This is a genomic window from Streptomyces sp. 11-1-2 (assembly GCF_003595545.1).
GTDB lineage: Bacteria > Actinomycetota > Actinomycetes > Streptomycetales > Streptomycetaceae > Streptomyces > Streptomyces hygroscopicus_B.
This window is the reverse complement of the sequence record NZ_CP022545.1, coordinates 808,463-824,854: the sequence shown is the minus strand read 5'-3', so window position 1 is coordinate 824,854 and position 16,392 is coordinate 808,463. Positions and strand designations below refer to the sequence as shown.

At 69.8% G+C, this 16,392-nt stretch carries 16 protein-coding genes; 6 read left to right on the top strand and 10 right to left on the bottom strand.

The genetic code is table 11. From position 1 onward, the window contains the following. Position 1 precedes the first annotated feature (1 nt). The gene (locus tag CGL27_RS03870) at positions 2 to 577 is read right to left on the bottom strand and encodes a CGNR zinc finger domain-containing protein (RefSeq protein ID WP_240450339.1); all 576 of its coding nucleotides are present in this window, start codon (positions 575 to 577) and stop codon (positions 2 to 4) included. 56 nt (positions 578 to 633) lie between these two features. Between CGL27_RS03870 and CGL27_RS03865 the strand changes: the two genes are divergently transcribed. The 3 genes from CGL27_RS03865 to CGL27_RS03855 are packed head-to-tail and all read left to right on the top strand — an operon-like array spanning position 634 to position 4,269. After that, the gene (locus CGL27_RS03865) at positions 634 to 1,842 is read left to right on the top strand and encodes an MFS transporter (protein ID WP_162952864.1); all 1,209 of its coding nucleotides are present in this window, start codon (positions 634 to 636) and stop codon (positions 1,840 to 1,842) included. 28 nt (positions 1,843 to 1,870) lie between these two features. Then, a complete protein-coding gene (locus CGL27_RS03860) occupies positions 1,871 to 2,692 on the top strand; it encodes a PTS sugar transporter subunit IIA (RefSeq protein ID WP_119984537.1) in 822 nt (273 codons plus the stop codon). 23 nt (positions 2,693 to 2,715) lie between these two features. Continuing rightward, a complete protein-coding gene (locus CGL27_RS03855; protein ID WP_119984535.1) occupies positions 2,716 to 4,269 on the top strand; it encodes a PTS ascorbate transporter subunit IIC in 1,554 nt (517 codons plus the stop codon). An 81-nt stretch (positions 4,270 to 4,350) separates the two neighbouring features. Here the strand turns inward: CGL27_RS03855 and CGL27_RS03850 are convergent, their stop codons facing one another. Continuing rightward, on the bottom strand, positions 4,351 to 6,600 hold the full coding sequence (locus CGL27_RS03850) for an excinuclease ABC subunit UvrA (RefSeq protein ID WP_119984533.1): 2,250 nt from the start codon (positions 6,598 to 6,600) through the stop codon (positions 4,351 to 4,353). Between the two features lie 134 nt (positions 6,601 to 6,734). On the opposite strand from CGL27_RS03850, the gene CGL27_RS03845 reads away from it, so the two are divergent. Both CGL27_RS03845 and CGL27_RS03840 read left to right on the top strand, forming a co-directional pair. Continuing rightward, positions 6,735 to 7,469: a MerR family transcriptional regulator gene (locus CGL27_RS03845; RefSeq protein ID WP_119984531.1), complete on the top strand. Its 735-nt coding sequence runs from the start codon at positions 6,735 to 6,737 to the stop codon at positions 7,467 to 7,469. Positions 7,470 to 7,526: 57 nt separating this feature from the next. Further along, a complete protein-coding gene (locus CGL27_RS03840) occupies positions 7,527 to 8,009 on the top strand; it encodes a VOC family protein (RefSeq protein ID WP_119984529.1) in 483 nt (160 codons plus the stop codon). 91 nt (positions 8,010 to 8,100) lie between these two features. Here the strand turns inward: CGL27_RS03840 and CGL27_RS03835 are convergent, their stop codons facing one another. Further along, entirely contained in the window at positions 8,101 to 9,051 is a 951-nt protein-coding gene (locus CGL27_RS03835; protein WP_119984527.1) for a serine/threonine dehydratase, read from the bottom strand. Positions 9,052 to 9,086: 35 nt separating this feature from the next. Between CGL27_RS03835 and CGL27_RS03830 the strand changes: the two genes are divergently transcribed. Next, positions 9,087 to 9,737, top strand: coding sequence for a TetR/AcrR family transcriptional regulator C-terminal domain-containing protein (locus tag CGL27_RS03830; protein ID WP_119984525.1), 651 nt, complete (start codon positions 9,087 to 9,089; stop codon positions 9,735 to 9,737). A 57-nt stretch (positions 9,738 to 9,794) separates the two neighbouring features. On the opposite strand, the gene htpG is transcribed toward CGL27_RS03830, so the two are convergent. The 7 genes from htpG to CGL27_RS03805 all read right to left on the bottom strand — a co-directional run bounded on the left by htpG (position 9,795) and on the right by CGL27_RS03805 (position 16,344). Then, a complete protein-coding gene (htpG, locus tag CGL27_RS03825) occupies positions 9,795 to 11,741 on the bottom strand; it encodes a molecular chaperone HtpG (protein ID WP_078638464.1) in 1,947 nt (648 codons plus the stop codon). A 159-nt stretch (positions 11,742 to 11,900) separates the two neighbouring features. Next, a complete protein-coding gene (locus CGL27_RS49780; RefSeq protein ID WP_014058138.1) occupies positions 11,901 to 12,056 on the bottom strand; it encodes a hypothetical protein in 156 nt (51 codons plus the stop codon). Between the two features lie 144 nt (positions 12,057 to 12,200). Then, a complete protein-coding gene (locus CGL27_RS03820) occupies positions 12,201 to 12,647 on the bottom strand; it encodes a nitroreductase family deazaflavin-dependent oxidoreductase (RefSeq protein ID WP_078638463.1) in 447 nt (148 codons plus the stop codon). A 168-nt stretch (positions 12,648 to 12,815) separates the two neighbouring features. After that, positions 12,816 to 13,010, bottom strand: coding sequence for a hypothetical protein (locus CGL27_RS49775; protein ID WP_162952863.1), 195 nt, complete (start codon positions 13,008 to 13,010; stop codon positions 12,816 to 12,818). Between the two features lie 172 nt (positions 13,011 to 13,182). Further along, positions 13,183 to 13,839, bottom strand: a complete 657-nt coding sequence (locus tag CGL27_RS49770; RefSeq protein WP_162952795.1) for a hypothetical protein — start codon at positions 13,837 to 13,839, stop codon at positions 13,183 to 13,185. 188 nt (positions 13,840 to 14,027) lie between these two features. Next, positions 14,028 to 14,735, bottom strand: a complete 708-nt coding sequence (locus CGL27_RS03810; protein WP_119984521.1) for a dienelactone hydrolase family protein — start codon at positions 14,733 to 14,735, stop codon at positions 14,028 to 14,030. A gap of 70 nt (positions 14,736 to 14,805) precedes the next feature. Then, positions 14,806 to 16,344: a Rieske 2Fe-2S domain-containing protein gene (locus CGL27_RS03805; protein WP_119984519.1), complete on the bottom strand. Its 1,539-nt coding sequence runs from the start codon at positions 16,342 to 16,344 to the stop codon at positions 14,806 to 14,808. Between the last annotated feature and the right edge of the window lie 48 nt (positions 16,345 to 16,392).

The following is a 16,392-nucleotide window of genomic DNA, read 5'->3' as shown; positions in this document are numbered from 1 at the left end:
CTTACGGGGATCGGGGCCCGGCCTTGGCGCGCCGGTGGGCGGCCACCCGCTCACGGGTCGCGCACCGGCGTGAGCAGTAGCGGCGCTCCGGTCCGCTGCCCACGGTGAGGAAGACATCGCCGCAGCCGGGGGAGGAGCACAGGCCGCCGGGCGGGCGCTGACCGTCCCAGATCAGCACGGTCAGCGCCATGCACGAGGAGGCGAGGAACCATTCGCCCCAGGGCGCCTCGTCATCGCTGTCCAGGTGTGGATGCCAGGGCGAACGGCCGTCATGCGAGCTGAGCCGGAGCGGACCCGTGCCCTCCCGCAGCAGCCGGTTCAGCACCCCGGCGGCGGCGTCGACATGCTCGGCGGCGAACACCTCGCGCAGCCGCAGCGCGGCGGTGCGCATGCCCGCGACATCACCGGTGGTGAGCTCGACCGGGCCGGGCTCACCGTGGTCGAGCAGGACCCCGGCGATCGCGCGGGGATCCGGACTCGGCTCCGCGGTCAGGGCGTTGACGAGGGCGGCGGTGCGCCGGGCGGTGTCCCGCACCGAAAGCCGGATCGGCCGGTCGTCGTTCGAGGGTGGTGACACGAGGCCAATGTAACGCACCTGGCGAATATTTGCGTTACCCCCATAACGTGATCCGCATGCCAGGGCGTTACGCGATGGGGTGCTATCTGGGCGGGGCGGCCGCCGCCCGCGCGGGGGACGAGATGTCCGGGCCCGCGCTGCTGCTGGCCGGACCGGCGCTCACCGGTTCGGCCTCCTCGGGCTCGTCGCTGCTGGCGGGCATCATGATCGCGGCGGCGGTCGGCGGACCGCTCTTCGGGGTACTGCTCGACCGCTCCGCCCGGCCGGGCCGGCTGCTGGCCGCGGCACTCGCCCTCTACGCGGTGGCGCTGACCGTGATCCTCCTGGGCCTGGGGCGGCTGCCGTTCGCCCTCACGGTCCTTCTCGCGGTGGGCGCGGGGCTGTTGGGACCGGCCCTGTCCGGCGGATGGACCTCCCAGCTACCGCGGGTGGCACCGCAGTGGGCCCTGCCCCGGGCCAACGCACTCGACGCGATGACATTCAGCCTCGCCGCGCTGGTGGGGCCCGCACTGGCCGGGGCCGTGGCGGGGGCGGCCGGGGCTCCGGCCGCCGTGGCGGTGTCCATCGCGCTGATCGGCCTCGCGCTGCCCGCCGCCTGGGCGCTCCCCGCGCCTCCGCCGCCCGCCCCGGTCCGGCCATCGGCCACGTCGGTCGTCGCCGATCTCACCGCCGGACTGCGTGCCATCGCCCGCAACCGGCCCCTGGCCCGTGCCACCGCCACCTCCGTCGTCTCCTGCGTCGGCCAGGGCGCGCTGCTCACCTGCTGTCCGCTCCTCGGCGCGGCCGTGTTCGGCGGCGCCGACCGCGGCGCCCTGCTGCTGTCCGCCACCGCCGCATCCGCCCTCGTGGCCAACGCGGTGCTCGCCCGCCGCCCCCGCCCGCCGCGTCCGGACACCGTGCTCCTCGGCGGAGCTCTGCTGCTCGTCCTCGCGCCGCTGCTCGCGGCCACCGGACACCCGGTCGCGGTGATCGCCGCCGTGTTGCTCGCCGGGGCCGCCGAAGGCCCCCAGCTCACGGCCCTGTTCGCGGTGCGCCACCGGGAGGCGCCCGAGCGGCTGCGCGGCCAGGTGTTCACCACCGGCGCCAGCCTGAAGATCAGCGGCTTCGCCGTGGGCGCGGCCTTCGCCGGTCCACTCGCCACCTGGTCGCTGCCCGGTGCTCTGATGGCCGCAGGGGGGTGCGAGGCGCTCGCGGCTCTGGTGTTCGTATGCTTGCCGGACGATGCGGAGGCTGTCGTTCCGGATCTGCCCCCGGGGGCTGTGTGACATAGGCATGTCAGGCATGATGACCTGCATGGAAGACCTGAAAGACCTGCTGCCCGTCGAAGCCGTCCGGCTCGACGTCCGGGCGGCCGACTGGCGTGAGGCGATAGGCGCGGCCGGCCGGCTCATGGTGGAAACGGGCGCCACCACCGACGAGTACACCGGCGAGATGGTCGCCAACGTCGAGGAGAACGGGCCGTACATCGTCATCGCTCCGGGGGTGGCGTTCGCCCACTCCCGGCCGTCCCCGGCAGTGCTCAGGACCGGGATGTCCTGGGTCCGGCTCGCCGAGCCCGTGGAATTCGGGCATGAGTCCAACGACCCCGTCACCCTCGTCGTCGCCCTGGCCGCCCAGGACTCGGCCGCGCACACCTCCGCGATGGCGAGCCTGGCACGGCTCCTGGGCGATCCCGCCACCGCGGCCGCCCTGGCGGAGGCGCCCACCCCGAAGGCGCTGCACGCCGTACTCGCCGGGGAACGGCCGAAGGACGGCTCCGAGACGGCCACCGCTCCCGAAGCGTCCGCCACCCCCGAGCCGCCCACCGCCTCCGCGCCCCGTGCGGTCTCGCTGCACAAGATCCTCACGGTCTGCGGCAACGGCGTGGGCACCAGCCTGTTCCTCAAGAACACCCTGGAGCAGGTGCTGGACCGCTGGGGGTGGTCGAGGTTCGTCACCGTGGAGGCCACGGACACCATCTCCGCGAAGGGCAAGGCGTCCGAGGCCGTGGCCCTGCTCACCTCCCGTGAGATCGCCAGGACTCTGGGGGATGTGGGACGGCCCGTGAAGGTCGTCCAGGACTTCACCAGCACCGCCGAGGTGGACGCGGTGCTCCGGGACACGTACGACGTCTGAACGACGGGGACAGAGGAAGCACCATGGGCTGGTTTGTCACCCTTGCCACGTTTCTCGTCAATGAGATTCTGAGCGAGCCCGCGTATCTGATCGGCATCATCACCGCCGTCGGACTCATCGCGATGAAGAAGAGCACCGGGCAGATCATCGGCGGCGCCATCAAGGCGACCCTCGGCTTTCTGCTGATCGGCGCGGGAGCGGGACTGGTCACCGCCTCCCTCGCCCCGCTGGGCACCATGATCCAGGGCGTCACCGGCGCCCACGGTGTCATCCCCACCAACGAGGCCATCGTCGGCATCGCCCAGGACCAGTTCGGCTCACGGGTCGCCTGGCTGATGATCCTGGGCTTCGTGGTCAGCCTGCTGCTGGCCCGGTTCACCCCGCTCCGCTATGTCTTCCTGACCGGGCACCACATGCTCTTCATGGCGACGCTGCTGACCGTGGTCCTGGCCAACGGCGGCCGCTCGACCGTGGCCGTGGTGGCCGTCGGCGGTGTGCTGCTGGGCATCATGCTGGTCGCGATGCCCGCCTTCGCCCACCCCTGGACCAAGCGTGTCACCGGCAGCGACACCGTCGCCATCGGCCACTTCGGCACGGCCGGATACATCGTGGCGGGCGCGACCGGACGGGTGGTCGGCAAGCGCAGCCGCTCCACCGAGGAGATGAAGCTCCCCGAGGGGCTGCGGTTCCTGCGCGACTCGATGGTGGCCACCGCCCTGTCGATGCTGCTGATCTACCTGGTCATGGCCGTCCTCCTGCTCGTCAAGGAGGGGCAGAAGACCGCCTTCAAGGCGTTCGCCACGGGCACCGGCACGGTGGCCACCGGCACCGGGAACTACCTGATGCAGTCCGTGATGCAGGGGCTGCAGTTCGGCATCGCGGTCGCGGTGATCCTCTTCGGGGTCCGTACGATCCTCGGTGAGCTCGTCCCCGCCTTCCAGGGGATCGCCCAGAAGGTCGTCCCCGGAGCCCTGCCCGCGCTGGACGCGCCCATCGTCTTCCCGTACGCGCAGAACGCGGTGCTGATCGGCTTCATCTCCAGCTTCACCGGCGGCCTGATCGGCCTGGCCCTGCTCACCTGGGTATTCAACCCGGCCTTCGGCCTCGCCCTGGTGCTGCCCGGTCTGGTGCCGCACTTCTTCACCGGCGGTGCGGCCGGGGTCTACGGCAACGCGACCGGCGGCAGGCGCGGCGCGGTCGTGGGGGCGTTCCTCAACGGGCTGCTCATCACCTTCCTGCCCGCCCTGCTGCTCAAGGTGCTCGGCGCGTTCGGCGACCAGAACACCACCTTCGGCGACGCCGACTTCGGCTGGTTCGGCGCGCTCATCGGCAACGCGGGCAAGGCGGGTGGCGCCGCCGGACTCGTCATCATCGTGCTGCTCGGCCTCGCCGTCCTCGGGGGCGCGATCCTGGTGCAGAAGCGCGTGGTGGAAACCGGCTGGGACCCGGGCGCGGCGCGCGACGCCGTGATGCCGCGCGAGAGCGTGGCGACGCCCGCCGAGGCGGGCGCCACCACGGCCGCCTACGCCAAGATCCCGCCGCCCGCGGGCGCTCCCGCACCTCCGCCCGCCGCCTGACGCGGCGCGGCGCCCCGGTGGGCCCGTCCCGAGCTCTCGGCCCGGGACGGGACGGGGACGGGACCACCGGGGCGAGGGAGTTCACGCCCGCTTGACGTAGTCGCGCAAGTGGACGGCGGTGAGGGAGCCGCCGGTGTCCACGAGGTCGGCGGGGGTGCCGGTGAACACCACCTGACCGCCGTCATGACCCGCCCCCGGACCCATATCGATGATCCAGTCCGCATGGGCCATCACGGCCTGGTGGTGCTCGATGACGACGACCGTGTTGCCCGCGTCGACAAGGCGGTCGAGCAGGGCGAGAAGTTGGTCCACATCGGCGAGATGCAGGCCGGTGGTCGGCTCGTCCAGGACGTAGGTCGTGCCGCTCCGCGCCATGTGGATGGCCAGCTTCAGCCGCTGGCGCTCACCCCCGGAGAGTGTGGTGAGCGGCTGGCCGAGACCCAGATAGCCCAGCCCCACCGCGGCCAGCCGATCCAGGATCAGCCGGGCCTGACCGCCTGTGAAGAACTCCCGCGCCTCGGCCACCGACATGCCCAGGACATCGCTGATGTTCCGCCCGCGCAGCCGGTACGTCAGCACCTCGGGCCGGAACCGCTTCCCCTCGCAGTCCTCGCACACCGAGGCCACCTCGGCCATCATCGCGAGATCGGTGTAGATGAGCCCGATGCCCTTGCACCGGGGGCAGGCACCCTCTGAATTGGCGCTGAACAGACCCGGTTTGACGCGGTTGGCCTTGGCGAACGCCGCCCGGATCGGATCGAGGAGCCCCGTATACGTGGCCGGGTTGCTGCGGCGGGAGCCACGGATCGCCGACTGGTCGGCGACGATCACCTCCTCCCGCCCGGACAGCGACCCATGGATCAGGGAGCTCTTGCCCGATCCGGCGACACCCGTGACGACGGTGAGCACACCGAGGGGGATGTCGACGCTCACATCCCGCAGATTGTGCAGCCGCGCGCCCCTGACCGGCAGTTGCCCACTGGGCTGCCGCACCGTCTCCCGCAGCCGCACCCGGTGGTCCAGATGGCGCCCGGTCAGGGTGTCCGAGGCGCGCAGCCCGGCCAGATCGCCCTGGTAGCAGATCCGCCCGCCCGCCACCCCCGCGCCGGGCCCCAGGTCCACCACATGGTCCGCGATGCGGATGGTCTCCGGTTTGTGCTCCACGACCAGCACCGTGTTGCCCTTGTCCCGCAGCTGGAGCAGCAGCCGGTTCATGCGCTCGATGTCATGCGGATGCAGGCCCACCGTGGGCTCGTCGAAGACATAGGTGACATCGGTCAGACTGGAGCCCAGGTGCCGGACCATCCGCACCCGCTGGGCCTCGCCGCCGGACAGGGTCGAGGACTCCCGGTCCAGGCTCAGATATCCCAGGCCGATCTCGACCAGTGAGTCGAGGAGCGCCCGCAGGCTCTCCAGCACCGGTCCGACGGAATCGTGCCGGATCCCGCCCACGAACTCCGCCAGATCGCTGATCTGCAGGGCCGAGCACTCCGTGATGGAGCGGCCGTCGATCCGGCAGGACCGGACGGCCTCGCACAGCCGGGCGCCCTCACACTCGGCGCACTCGGTCAGGGCCATGGCCCGGTCGGCGAATGCGCGCATCCGCGGCTGCATCGTCTCCCGGTCCTTCGCCAGGTACAGCCGGCGGACCTTGGTCATCAGCCCCTCGTAGGTGAGGTTGTTCTTCCCCACCTTGATCTTGGTGGCCGGTTTGTGGAGGAAGTCCTCCCACTGGGCGGGGGAGTAGTCCTGGAGCCTGATATCGGGGTCGAAAAGGCCGGAGGCCGCCATAACCTGCCAGTGCCAGCTGTCCACCTCGAATCCGGGGACGGTGATCGCGCCCTCATTCAACGACTTCTCCCTGTCGATGAGTTGGGCGATGTCGATGTCGGTGACCCTGCCGAGCCCCTCGCACCGCGGACACATGCCCTCGGCCGTGTTGAAGCTGAAGGCGAGGGGAGGGCCGACATAGGGGCTGCCGATCCGGCTGAACAGGATCCGCAGCAGGGTGTGGGCATCGGTGGCGGTGCCCACCGTGGAACGGGAGTTGGAGCCCATCGGCTCCTGGTCCACGATGATCGCCGCGCTCAGATTCCGCAGCGAGTCGACATCCGGACGGCCGAGCGTCGGCATGAAGTTCTGGACGAACGCCGTATAGGTCTCATTGATCAGCCGCCTCGACTCCGCGGCGATGGTGTCGAAGACGAGCGAGGACTTACCGGAGCCGGAGACGCCGGTGAAGACCGTAAGGCTTCGCTTGGGAATGTCCACACTCACGCCCTGGAGATTGTTCTCCCTGGCGCCACGGACCTTGATTTCGCTGACATCCATGCCTTCAAGTGTTTCATTGAAGTGCACGTTGAGACTTTTCGCGGATTTCCTCCCAACACCCGCCGGATACGGTGCGGCAGAGCCACGCTAACCTTCAACTCGCCCGTGAACCCTTGCCGGGAAGGTGACGAACCGTGAGCCGTACGGACGCCGCGCTGCGCCCCGTCGATCTGGCCCGGATGGCGGGTGTCTCCACCCAGCAGATCCGCAACTACGTCGACGCGGGCATCCTGCCGCCGGCCGCCCGCACCCCCGCCGGCTACCGCAGGTTCGAGGACCGGCACCGCAGAGCCCTGGTGACCTACCGGGCCCTGCTGCCGGGATACGGCGCGGAGACCGCCCGCGCGGTCATGCGGGCCGTCCACGCCGAGGACATCGCCCTCGCGCTCACCCTCGTCAACGCCGGCCATGCCGCGCTCCACGACCAACGGCTCTCCCTCCAGGCCGCGGGGGAGGCGCTGGAGACGGTCGCCGGGCAGACCCCGGACACCTCGGCGCCCGCACGCTCCGGGCCACTGCGCATCGGCGAGGTGGCCGCCCGGATCGGGGTGCGCACCTCGGCCCTCCGGGTCTGGGAGTCCGCCGGTCTGCTGCGCCCGCGGCGCGACCGGCGCACCGGCTACCGCGTCTACGGCCCCTCCGACGTCCGGGACGCCCGGATGATCGATCTGCTGCGCCAGGTCCGCTATCCGCTGCCCCAGATCCGGCCCGTCATCGATGGCCTGCGCCGCACCGGCGGCAGCGACGCCCTGCGCTCGGTCATCGCCCGGCGTCAGGAGGGGCTCGCCCAGCGCGCCGCGGCCATGCTCGAAGGCTCCTGCCGGCTGCACCACTACCTCACGGAAAATCGGTCGGCCGAGGACCGATGAGTTCCCGGCGCGGGAGCGGTCGACAGGGGTAAACGCTCCCCAGCCCAGGAGGAACCGATGGCCACCGACGGATTCACCACATGCCTGTGGTTCGACGGCAACGCCGAAGAGGCCGCGCAGCACTACATCTCGATCTTCAAGAACTCCAGGCTCGGACGGATCGCGCATTACACCGGAGGCGAGCCCGGCGGCGCGGCGGGATCCGTGATGACCGTCGAGTTCGAGGCCAACGGACAGAGGTTCGTGGGGCTCAACGGCGGGCCGGAGTTCACCTTCAGCGAGGCCATCTCCTTCCAGGTGCTTTGCGCGGACCAGGACGAGGTGGACTACTACTGGAGCAGGCTCTCCGAGGGCGGCGAGGAGGGGCCCTGCGGCTGGGTGAAGGACAAGTTCGGGGTGTCCTGGCAGGTCGTCCCCACCGTGTTCCTCGACATGGTGACCGGCTCCGACCCGCAGAAGGCCAAGCGGGCCACCGACGCGATGATGAAGATGGGCAAGCTCGACATCGCCGCGCTGCGGGCGGCGTACGACGGCGCGTAGCCGGCCCCGGGAGCGGGCCCGTACGGCATGCGGTCGGGCTGCCGTACGGGCCCGGTCCGCAGTCGTACGGGCCCGGCCCGCGAGCGTGCCGCTAGCGGCCGTGGGTGAGGTCCGCGGGGTCGGTGTTGGCGCCGCAGAGGAGTACGGCGACCTTCTCCCCGGGCCGCGGCCGGTACCCGCCGGAGGTGAGGGCCGAAAGCGCCGTGGCCGCCGCGTGCTCGACCGCGATCCTGCGGTCGTCCCACAGGGCCTGCCGCGCGGAGACGATCGCCTCGTCGGACACCAGGACGGACCGCACTCCGTCCTTGCGGGCCCACTCCAGCGCGTCCGAGGACACATGGCGCGCCCCCAGCGAGTCCGCCGCGACGGAGTCCACCGGGACATCGACGACCGCACCGGCCTCCAGTGCGGCGTTCAGGGCCCGGCACCCGTACGGCTCCACGGCGACGACCCCCACTCCGTGCTCCAGGGCGGACACCGCGGCACCGGTGAACAGCCCGCCGCCCCCGACCGCCACCACCACGGTGTCCAGGTCGGGCCGGGCCTGGAGGATCTCCTCCAGCACGGTGCCCGCCCCGGCGGCGATCAGTGGGTGGTCGTACGCGTGCGACAGCAGCGCACCGGTCTCGGCGGCGTGCTTCTGCGCCGCCTCCCGCGCTTCGTCGTACTCGGTGCCGATCTGATGGACCTCGGCGCCGAGCCGGCGCAACCGGCCGACCTTCACCGGGGGCGCGGTCTCGGGCACGAACACCGTGGCGGGCACGGAGTGCCGCGCCGCCGCCCACGCACACGCGAGCCCGGCGTTTCCGCCGGAGGCGATGGTGACGCCCGTGTCCGGCAGGGTGCCCGCTTCCCGGTGGGCCCTGACGAAGTTGAACGCGCCGCGCGCCTTGAAGGTGCCCGTGTACTGCAGGAACTCCAGGGCCAGCCAACCCTCGGCGGCGCCCCATGCTCCCTGCTCCACCGGAGCGAGCGCCACCGGCCGGATATGTCCCGCGACCCGTTGGGCCGCGGCTCGTACGTCCTCGATGGAAAGAGTCACTGAAACACTGTAACAACCACTGGTACGCTCGGTCTGTGCGAAGCAACCGGGACCGAGCCGATCAGCCCACCCTGGAGGCCATCGCCGAGGCCGCCCTGTCCGTCGTCGACGACGAGGGGCCCGAGGCGCTGAGCTTCCGCAGGGTGGCGCAGCTTCTGGGTGTCTCCCATGCCACGGTCTTCCGCCGCTGCGGCGACTTCGACGGTCTGGTGAACGCGTGCGCGGACCGGCTGGCCGCGCGGATGCCGCGGGTGGGGCAGGACCTGGACTGGGCCACCGCCACCGAGGCCCGCTTCTCCGCGTTCTACGAGGTGTTGATCGAGCATCCCGGGCTGGTGGCGCTGCGGTCGGGCCGCGCCTGGTGGGGCCCGCATCTGCTGAGCCGCCTCGTGGAGCCGCAGCTCGCGCACAGCATCGCCGCCGGAATGGCGCCCGAGGTGGCGATCCGGGTCTACCGGCGGCTGTATCTGCTCACCCTCGGCGCCGTCGCCTTCGTCGACCACCGCGACGCGAAGAAGGTGCGCACCGCCGCGCGCACGGCGCTCGCCGCCCTGGATCCCGAGGAATTCCCGGCCCTCACCGCGAACCTCGGCGTCGTCGTGCCCGCGCTGACCGACCACGAGGTCTACCGCGGCGCGCTGCGGCAGCTGATCGACGCCTCCGTGGCGGCCTGCGCCGGACGGTGACCTGCGCCCGCGGGGCGGGCCCCGACAGGGCCCGCCCCGCTTCGCGCCGCGGCGTGGTTACAGCGTCTGCTGCACCCGCTCCGCCACCAGCTTGATGAAGCGCGACGGATCGCTCAGCTCACCGCCCTCGGCGAGCAGCGCCATGCTGTAGAGCAGCTCGGCCGTCTCCGCGAGACCACTGTCGTCCTTGCGCTCACCATGGGCCTTGCGCAACCCGCTGACCAGCGGATGGGTGGGGTTCAGCTCCAGAATGCGCTTGATCTGGGGCAGGTTCTGGCCCATGGAGCGATAGATGTTCTCCAGGGCCGGGGTGACATCGAAGGTGTCACCCACGATGCAGGCCGGGGAGGTGGTCAGCCGCGTGGACAGCCGCACCTCCTTGACCTGCTCGCTCAGCGCCGTCGTCATCCAGGAGAGCAGCTCGGCGAAGTCCTTCTGCCGCTGCTCGCGCTCGGCCTCCGCCTCCTCGTCCTTCTCGTCCTGGGAGTCGAGGTCGACCTGCCCCTTGGCGATGGAACGCAGTTGCTTGCCCTCGAACTCCGGCACGGCGTCGACCCACAGCTCGTCGATGGGGTCGGTGAGGAGGAGCACCTCGAAGCCCTTGTCCCGGAACGCCTCCATATGGGGCGAGCTCTCCACGATCGAGCGGGACTCGCCCGTCATGTAGTAGATGTGCTCCTGCCCGTCCTTCATGCGCTCGGTGTAACCGCGCAGAGTGGTCGGCTGCTCGGCGTCATGTGTCGAGGCGAACGAACACACCTCGAGGATCGCCTCGCGGTTCTCCAGGTCGCTGAGGAGACCTTCCTTGAGAACGCGGCCGAATTCCGTCCAGAAGGTCGCGTAGCGCTCCGCGTCGGAGGACATGATGTCCTTCACCGTCGAGAGCACCTTCTTCACCAGGCGACGCCGCATCAGCTGAATCTGGCGGTCCTGCTGAAGGGTCTCCCGCGAGACGTTCAGTGAGAGGTCCGCGGCGTCCACCACGCCCTTGACGAAGCGGAGATATTCCGGCATCAGCGCTTCGCAGTCGTCCATGATGAAGACGCGCTTGACATAGAGCTGCACACCCCGCTTGCGGTCCTGCATATACAGGTCCTGCGGTGCGCGGGCCGGAATGAAGAGCAGCGACTGGTATTCGAAGGTGCCCTCCGCCTGCATGCGGATGGTCTCGAGCGGATCGACCCAGTCGTGGCTGATGTGCTTGTAGAACTCGTGGTATTCCTCGTCGGTGACCTCGTCCTTGGCACGGGCCCACAGCGCCTTCATCGAGTTGACGGTCTCGAGCTCGGGCGCCTTCTCCTCGCCCTGCTCGGCCTCGTCCGTCTCGTCCGTCGTGACCGGGGCCTGGGCGGGGGCCATCCTGATGGGCCAGGTGATGAAATCCGAGTGCTGCTTGATGATTTCCCGGATCTTCCAGGGCGAGGCGTAGTCGTAGAGATGGTCCTCGGTGTCCTCCGGCTTGAGCTTCAGCGTGACGGAGGTGCCCTGGGGCGCGTCGTCGGCCGGTTCGAGGGTGTAAGTGCCCTCGCCGCTGGAAATCCAGCGGGTGCCCTGGCTCTCCCCGGCGTGACGGGTCAGCATGGTCACCTCGTCGGCCACCATGAAGCTGGAGTAGAAACCCACCCCGAACTGCCCGATGAGGTCCGCGGAAGCGGCCGCGTCCTTCGACTCCCGCAGCTCCTTGAGGAATGTGGCGGTGCCGGAGTTCGCGATCGTGCCGATGAGCTCCACGACTCCGTCATGCGACATGCCGATGCCATTGTCGCGGACGGTCAGTGTGCGGGACTCCTTGTCGACCTCAACGGTGATGTGGAGATCAGAGGTGTCCGCCTGAAGGTTTCCGTCGCGGAGCGATTCGAGCCGCAGTCTGTCCAGCGCGTCGGAAGCGTTGGAGATGAGCTCGCGCAGGAAGACGTCCTTGTTCGAGTAGATCGAATGGATCATCAACTGCAGAAGCTGCCGCGCCTCGACCTGAAACTCGAAAGTCTCGACCCCTGTAGTCAATTGTTTCCCCTCATGAGATAAGTGTCGACGCCATCAAGCACCGTGCGTCATCGGCAGCTTATCGAAGGTGAGGGGTGCCGAGCGGCCTTCCGGGTAGATCACGGACGGCCGCTCACGGGACACGGATGCGGTGGCCCGGGCGAGGGGGGCCGGAGTGCGTCAGCCGCCGCCGCGCACCCTGCTCCAGTCCAGGGCCTCGGCGGCCTCCCGCTGGATGACCTCGGCCGCCTCCCGGGCCTCGGCGGGGACGTCGCCGTGCTCCGCCACGAGGCTGTCGTAGATCGGCACGAAGTCGGGTTTGTCGGTCGCGGTCATGTGGCGCACTTCCTTGGCTGCGGATTCCGGGTCAGCCCCCCGGCTACCCGATCTGTCAAACGGTCATGCTTTGGCGTAGATCACACAGGGGCTCCCGGCGATCCACAGGGGCCCGGCGCGGCGGGAGGCGCCGGGCCCCGCAGGTCAGTGCCCGGCGGGCGTCGGCTCCAGGACGAAGACCGGGATCTGGCGGTCGGTCTTCGTCTGGTAATCGGCATAGTCCGGGTACGCCTCGACCGCGCGCTCCCACCACAGGGCTTTCTCCTCGCCTGTGACCTCGCGCGCGGTCATGTCCTGCCGCACCGGGCCGTCCTGCAGCTCGACCCGCGGGTCGCCCTGGACGTTGTAGTACCAGACCGGATGTTTGGGGGAGCCGCCCAGCGAGGCGACGACGGCATAGGCGCCGTTGTGCTCCACCCGCATCAGCGGGGTCTTGCGGATCTTTCCGCTCTTCGCGCCCCGCGTGGTCAGGAGGACCACGGGCATGCCCCGCATGGTCGTTCCCTCGGTGCCACCGGAGCTCTCGAAGAGCTCGACCTGATCCCGTACGAACTTCGTCGGGCTCGGCTCGTACTCACCCTGCAACGGCATGATGTCCGTCCCCTTGCTGCGTTGTCCCTGATGCGAAGACTCGCCTGACGTCTCCCCGTGCTCATTCTCAACACGGCGAGTTCGCGAGATCATCCCGACAACACGGGGAGTACGCGAGATCATCCCGACGGGCTCCGGCCGTCGGGGCGGCGACGTGGAAGACGTCCGTTACGCCGCTATGCGGCGCTGGTCCGGGGAGGAAGTGGGGGTGGGGGCAGAGGTGGGGGTTTCCTTGTCACCGTTCCGCTCCGCCGCGCGCTTCGACTCGTCGGACTGACGTCCACGAGCAGGGAAGGTCAGGTCCGGTACGTCGACGACCGGCGGCAGATCGGGAGTGAGCAGAGGCTGCTCATTTCTGTTCATGGGCAGCGGGTACCCCGGCGCGGCAGGCTCACCCTGCGATACCGGTCACAGTCGGACATGGCGGTCAGATCGGCGGTTCACGCCTCGGTGCGGGTCGCGCCCGGGTGAGGGCAGGCCGTGGAGACGTCGGCGATCTGTGACGCGTCCACGGCCTGCCCTCGGTGCCGCCGGCTCAGCCCACGCGTTCGATGCGCGCGTTGCGGATCAGGAATTTGCCCGGCTCGCGAACCTCTTCGAAGGCGGCGTTGTTGAGCAGGGCACAGCTGCCGGAGGTCGAGGCGACGGAGACCGTTGTCGACTTGTCGTTGTCCAGATTGGTCACCTTGAGTTTCGTGCCGACCGGGAATTGATTGCTGGAGGCGGCCGGGGCCCCGCCCTCACCGGACAGGGTGACGGTCGACCCCGCGCAGACGACCTCGCCGGAGGCGCCGGAATCACCGGCACCGGAGTCCGAGGGGGCGGCCGAAGCGGGAGCCGAGGCCGAGGCGCCGTCGTCGGACGGGGCCGTCGCCTCCCCCTGGCCGGCCGCCTCGTCGACGGCGCACCCCGACGCCTGCTGCTTTCGCCTGATCTCCTCGATGACGGCCTGACGATTGGCTATCCGCGCCTCCGACTGCGCGTCCGGGTTGGCCTGCTGGTCCGCGATGAACTTCTGGTTGTTGGCCAGCGCCTGCTCCAGTCCGGTGCAGGCCGTGGAGGACTGCGCCGTGCCGTCCGTACTGGCGTTGCTGGTGGCCGCCAGGACCCCGGCGCCGGTGCCCGCCAGCGCGAGCGCACCGACCAGCAGGCCGAGCTTCTTCTTGCCGCTGAGTGTCCTTTTGCGTGTCATTTCGACTCCTTTTCGAGCTGTCCGTCATCCCATACGGGCGGATGCCGAAGTCGTCTCATGGCCTGCGGAAAATTTTTTGACGAATGTGATTGAGGATTAAACGGTGCTGGAGCCTTCCGGGCCTCACCTTAAAAGGGCCTTAAGGCTTCATGAAGCCTTAAGGCCCTTTCGGGCGTAAGCCGATTTCCTCAGCCCAGCCGCCGGTGCAGGAAGTCCACCGTGCTCCGCCAGGCTGACGCGGCGGATTCCGCGTGATAGGACGGCCGCTCGTCATTGAAGAAGGCGTGACCGGCGGGATAGAGCCGGAAATCCGGCTCCACCCCGGACTGCTCCCGGATGGCCCGGCGCAGCCGCTCCAGACCGTCCAGCGGCACAGTGCTGTCGTTCTCCCCGAAGTGGCCCAGGATGTCGGCCCGCAGCCCCGAGAAGTCCGGCAGATCGCCCTGAATGACGCCGTAGAAGGGCACCGCCGCGCCGACCCGCGTATCGGTGGCGGCCAGGTACAGCACGAAGCCGCCACCCATGCAGAACCCGACCGCCCCCACGGTGGCGGAGGTGACCTCGGGCCGGCCGAGGAGATGGCCGACCGCCCCGGAGAGCAGCTCGACGCCGCGCTCCACCGGCAGATCCGCCATCATCCGGTACGCATCTTCGGCGTCATGGGCGACGCTGCCCCCGTACAGATCGGGTGCCAGCGCGACGAAGCCCTCGCGGGCCAGCCGGTCGGTGACATCGGCGATGTGGTGGTCCAGGCCCCACCACTCCTGAATGACGATCACCCCGGGCCCCTGCCCGGAGGGCGGCAGCGCCAGATGGCCGTGGGCGGTGGTGTCCGCGCTGGGGAAGGTGACGTGTCGACGGGCGGGCGAGCCGGTCGGCTTCGGGGCCTCGGGCATGCGGCATTGCTCCTGTCATACCGATCGTCTCCGGCTCCACTCCGGCCGCGGATCAGGATCCGGCCACGAGTTACGACGTGGCCGACGCGCGGATGTCGTGTCCGTCCGAGGTCAGACAGCGGCCCGTGGTCAGGTCGTAGCGCCAGCCGTGCAGGGTGCAGGTGAGCACCTCGCCCTCGATCTGTCCGAACCGGCCGAGGTCGGCGCGCAGATGGGGGCAGCGTCGCTGGACCCGCCAGCCGTCCAGCACGATGTCCTGGCCGTCGTCCTGGCATGAGTCGTAGTAGTTCTCCACGTACTCGATGCGCTCCATGGACAGGCACTTGAAGAACACATACAGGAACTCGTTGTAGGGCCCGATCCGGCTGGCGGTGAACCGCAGCGACAGCAGCAGGCTGTTGGACCAGTCCACCTCGCGCCGGTCGATGTTGGTGGCCACCAGATCGGCCGAAGTGGACAGCGTGTAGCGGCAGCGCTCACCGTCCCAGAGGCGGACCTCCCGCGCCGGGAAGTCGATCACGATCGGCACCTCGCCCACGTCCAGCCGCGCTGGGCCGCCGACGCCCGCACAGATCCGGTCGGCCCGCGTCAACAGCGGTTCCCACCACTGCTTCAGCTCGGCCAGCAGCCGCTCGCGCGGCAGCGCCGGGGCCCGCGAGGCGCGCTCGGCGGCGAGCACGGGCTGCTGCCGCCGGGCGAAGTCCCGCAGATACGCGCGCTTCTCGCCGAAGATGTGCTCGATCTCCGACTCGGTGTAGCGGTGGGTGAGCTTGCACGCGGTGTCCTCCGGCTCCGCCACCGTCCCCGGCAGCAGCAGATGCGCCCTCACCTCCGGGCGCGCCCGGCCCAGTTGGCGCAGAAACTCCAGCTGGTCCACGAAGATGCTCTCGCCGTCCCGGCCGGTGCCGTTGTGCTCGAAGAGCTCGTCGTCGAGGAAGCACGGCGGGCCCGCGTTGGGGAAGACATGCTTGGCCTCCACCGCTTCGGTATAGCGCAGCGCCCGGTCGAACTGCCCCTGCCGCTTGCGCGCGGCGAACTCCTTCTTGGCGGAGTCCGGCAGCTGGTACACCATCGGATACCAGATCGCCCCGGAGAACTGGACGAAGTACGCGTCCACCTCGCCGAACTCCCGGATCGCCGCGATGTCCAGCGGATGCGCGTCGTTCTGGTTGAGCAGCACCGTCTCGCCGTCGTCCAGCGAGAGCGCCGAGTCGCCGATGGGGCCGTCCCCGGGGCCGGTCAGCGCGGTGATCATGATGCGCAGGCCGTCGCGCTCGACCGGTGTGCCCGCGCGGGTGTGGAGGAAGTTCGTGAAGCCGAGCGCGCTCAGCTCGCGTTCCAGCTCATCGGTGGCGAAGGCCGGAAGCAGCACGGTGATGTCCTTGCGCACGTTCCGGCGCAGATTCTCCGCGTCGAAGTGGTCGCGGTGCAGATGGGAGACATACAGATAGTCCGCCGCGCGCCCGTAGTGCGCCCAGTCCAGATCGGTGTTGTCCGGGAACGGAAACCACGAGCCGAAGAAGGCGGGATTGACCCATGGGTCGCAGAGCACCGACCCCGCCGCGGTTTCGATGAACAGCCCAGCATGTCCAAGTCCGGTCACGCGCATACCACAGCACCCCAACCCGGTCGGTGATGTCCGATATCTCCACCGTGT

Coding starts and splice junctions, on each gene's coding strand:
- CGL27_RS03820 (WP_078638463.1), bottom strand. CDS start 12,647: ATGCCGTTGCAGGGTGAGTACGAGCCGAGCCCGACGAAGTTCGTACGG.
- CGL27_RS49775 (WP_162952863.1), bottom strand. CDS start 13,010: ATGAACAGAAATGAGCAGCCTCTGCTCACTCCCGATCTGCCGCCGGTC.
- CGL27_RS03860 (WP_119984537.1), top strand. CDS start 1,871: ATGGAAGACCTGAAAGACCTGCTGCCCGTCGAAGCCGTCCGGCTCGAC.
- CGL27_RS03865 (WP_162952864.1), top strand. CDS start 634: ATGCCAGGGCGTTACGCGATGGGGTGCTATCTGGGCGGGGCGGCCGCC.
- CGL27_RS03850 (WP_119984533.1), bottom strand. CDS start 6,600: ATGGATGTCAGCGAAATCAAGGTCCGTGGCGCCAGGGAGAACAATCTC.
- CGL27_RS03805 (WP_119984519.1), bottom strand. CDS start 16,344: ATGCGCGTGACCGGACTTGGACATGCTGGGCTGTTCATCGAAACCGCG.
- CGL27_RS03810 (WP_119984521.1), bottom strand. CDS start 14,735: ATGCCCGAGGCCCCGAAGCCGACCGGCTCGCCCGCCCGTCGACACGTC.
- CGL27_RS49780 (WP_014058138.1), bottom strand. CDS start 12,056: ATGACCGCGACCGACAAACCCGACTTCGTGCCGATCTACGACAGCCTC.
- CGL27_RS03840 (WP_119984529.1), top strand. CDS start 7,527: ATGGCCACCGACGGATTCACCACATGCCTGTGGTTCGACGGCAACGCC.
- CGL27_RS49770 (WP_162952795.1), bottom strand. CDS start 13,839: ATGACACGCAAAAGGACACTCAGCGGCAAGAAGAAGCTCGGCCTGCTG.
- CGL27_RS03855 (WP_119984535.1), top strand. CDS start 2,716: ATGGGCTGGTTTGTCACCCTTGCCACGTTTCTCGTCAATGAGATTCTG.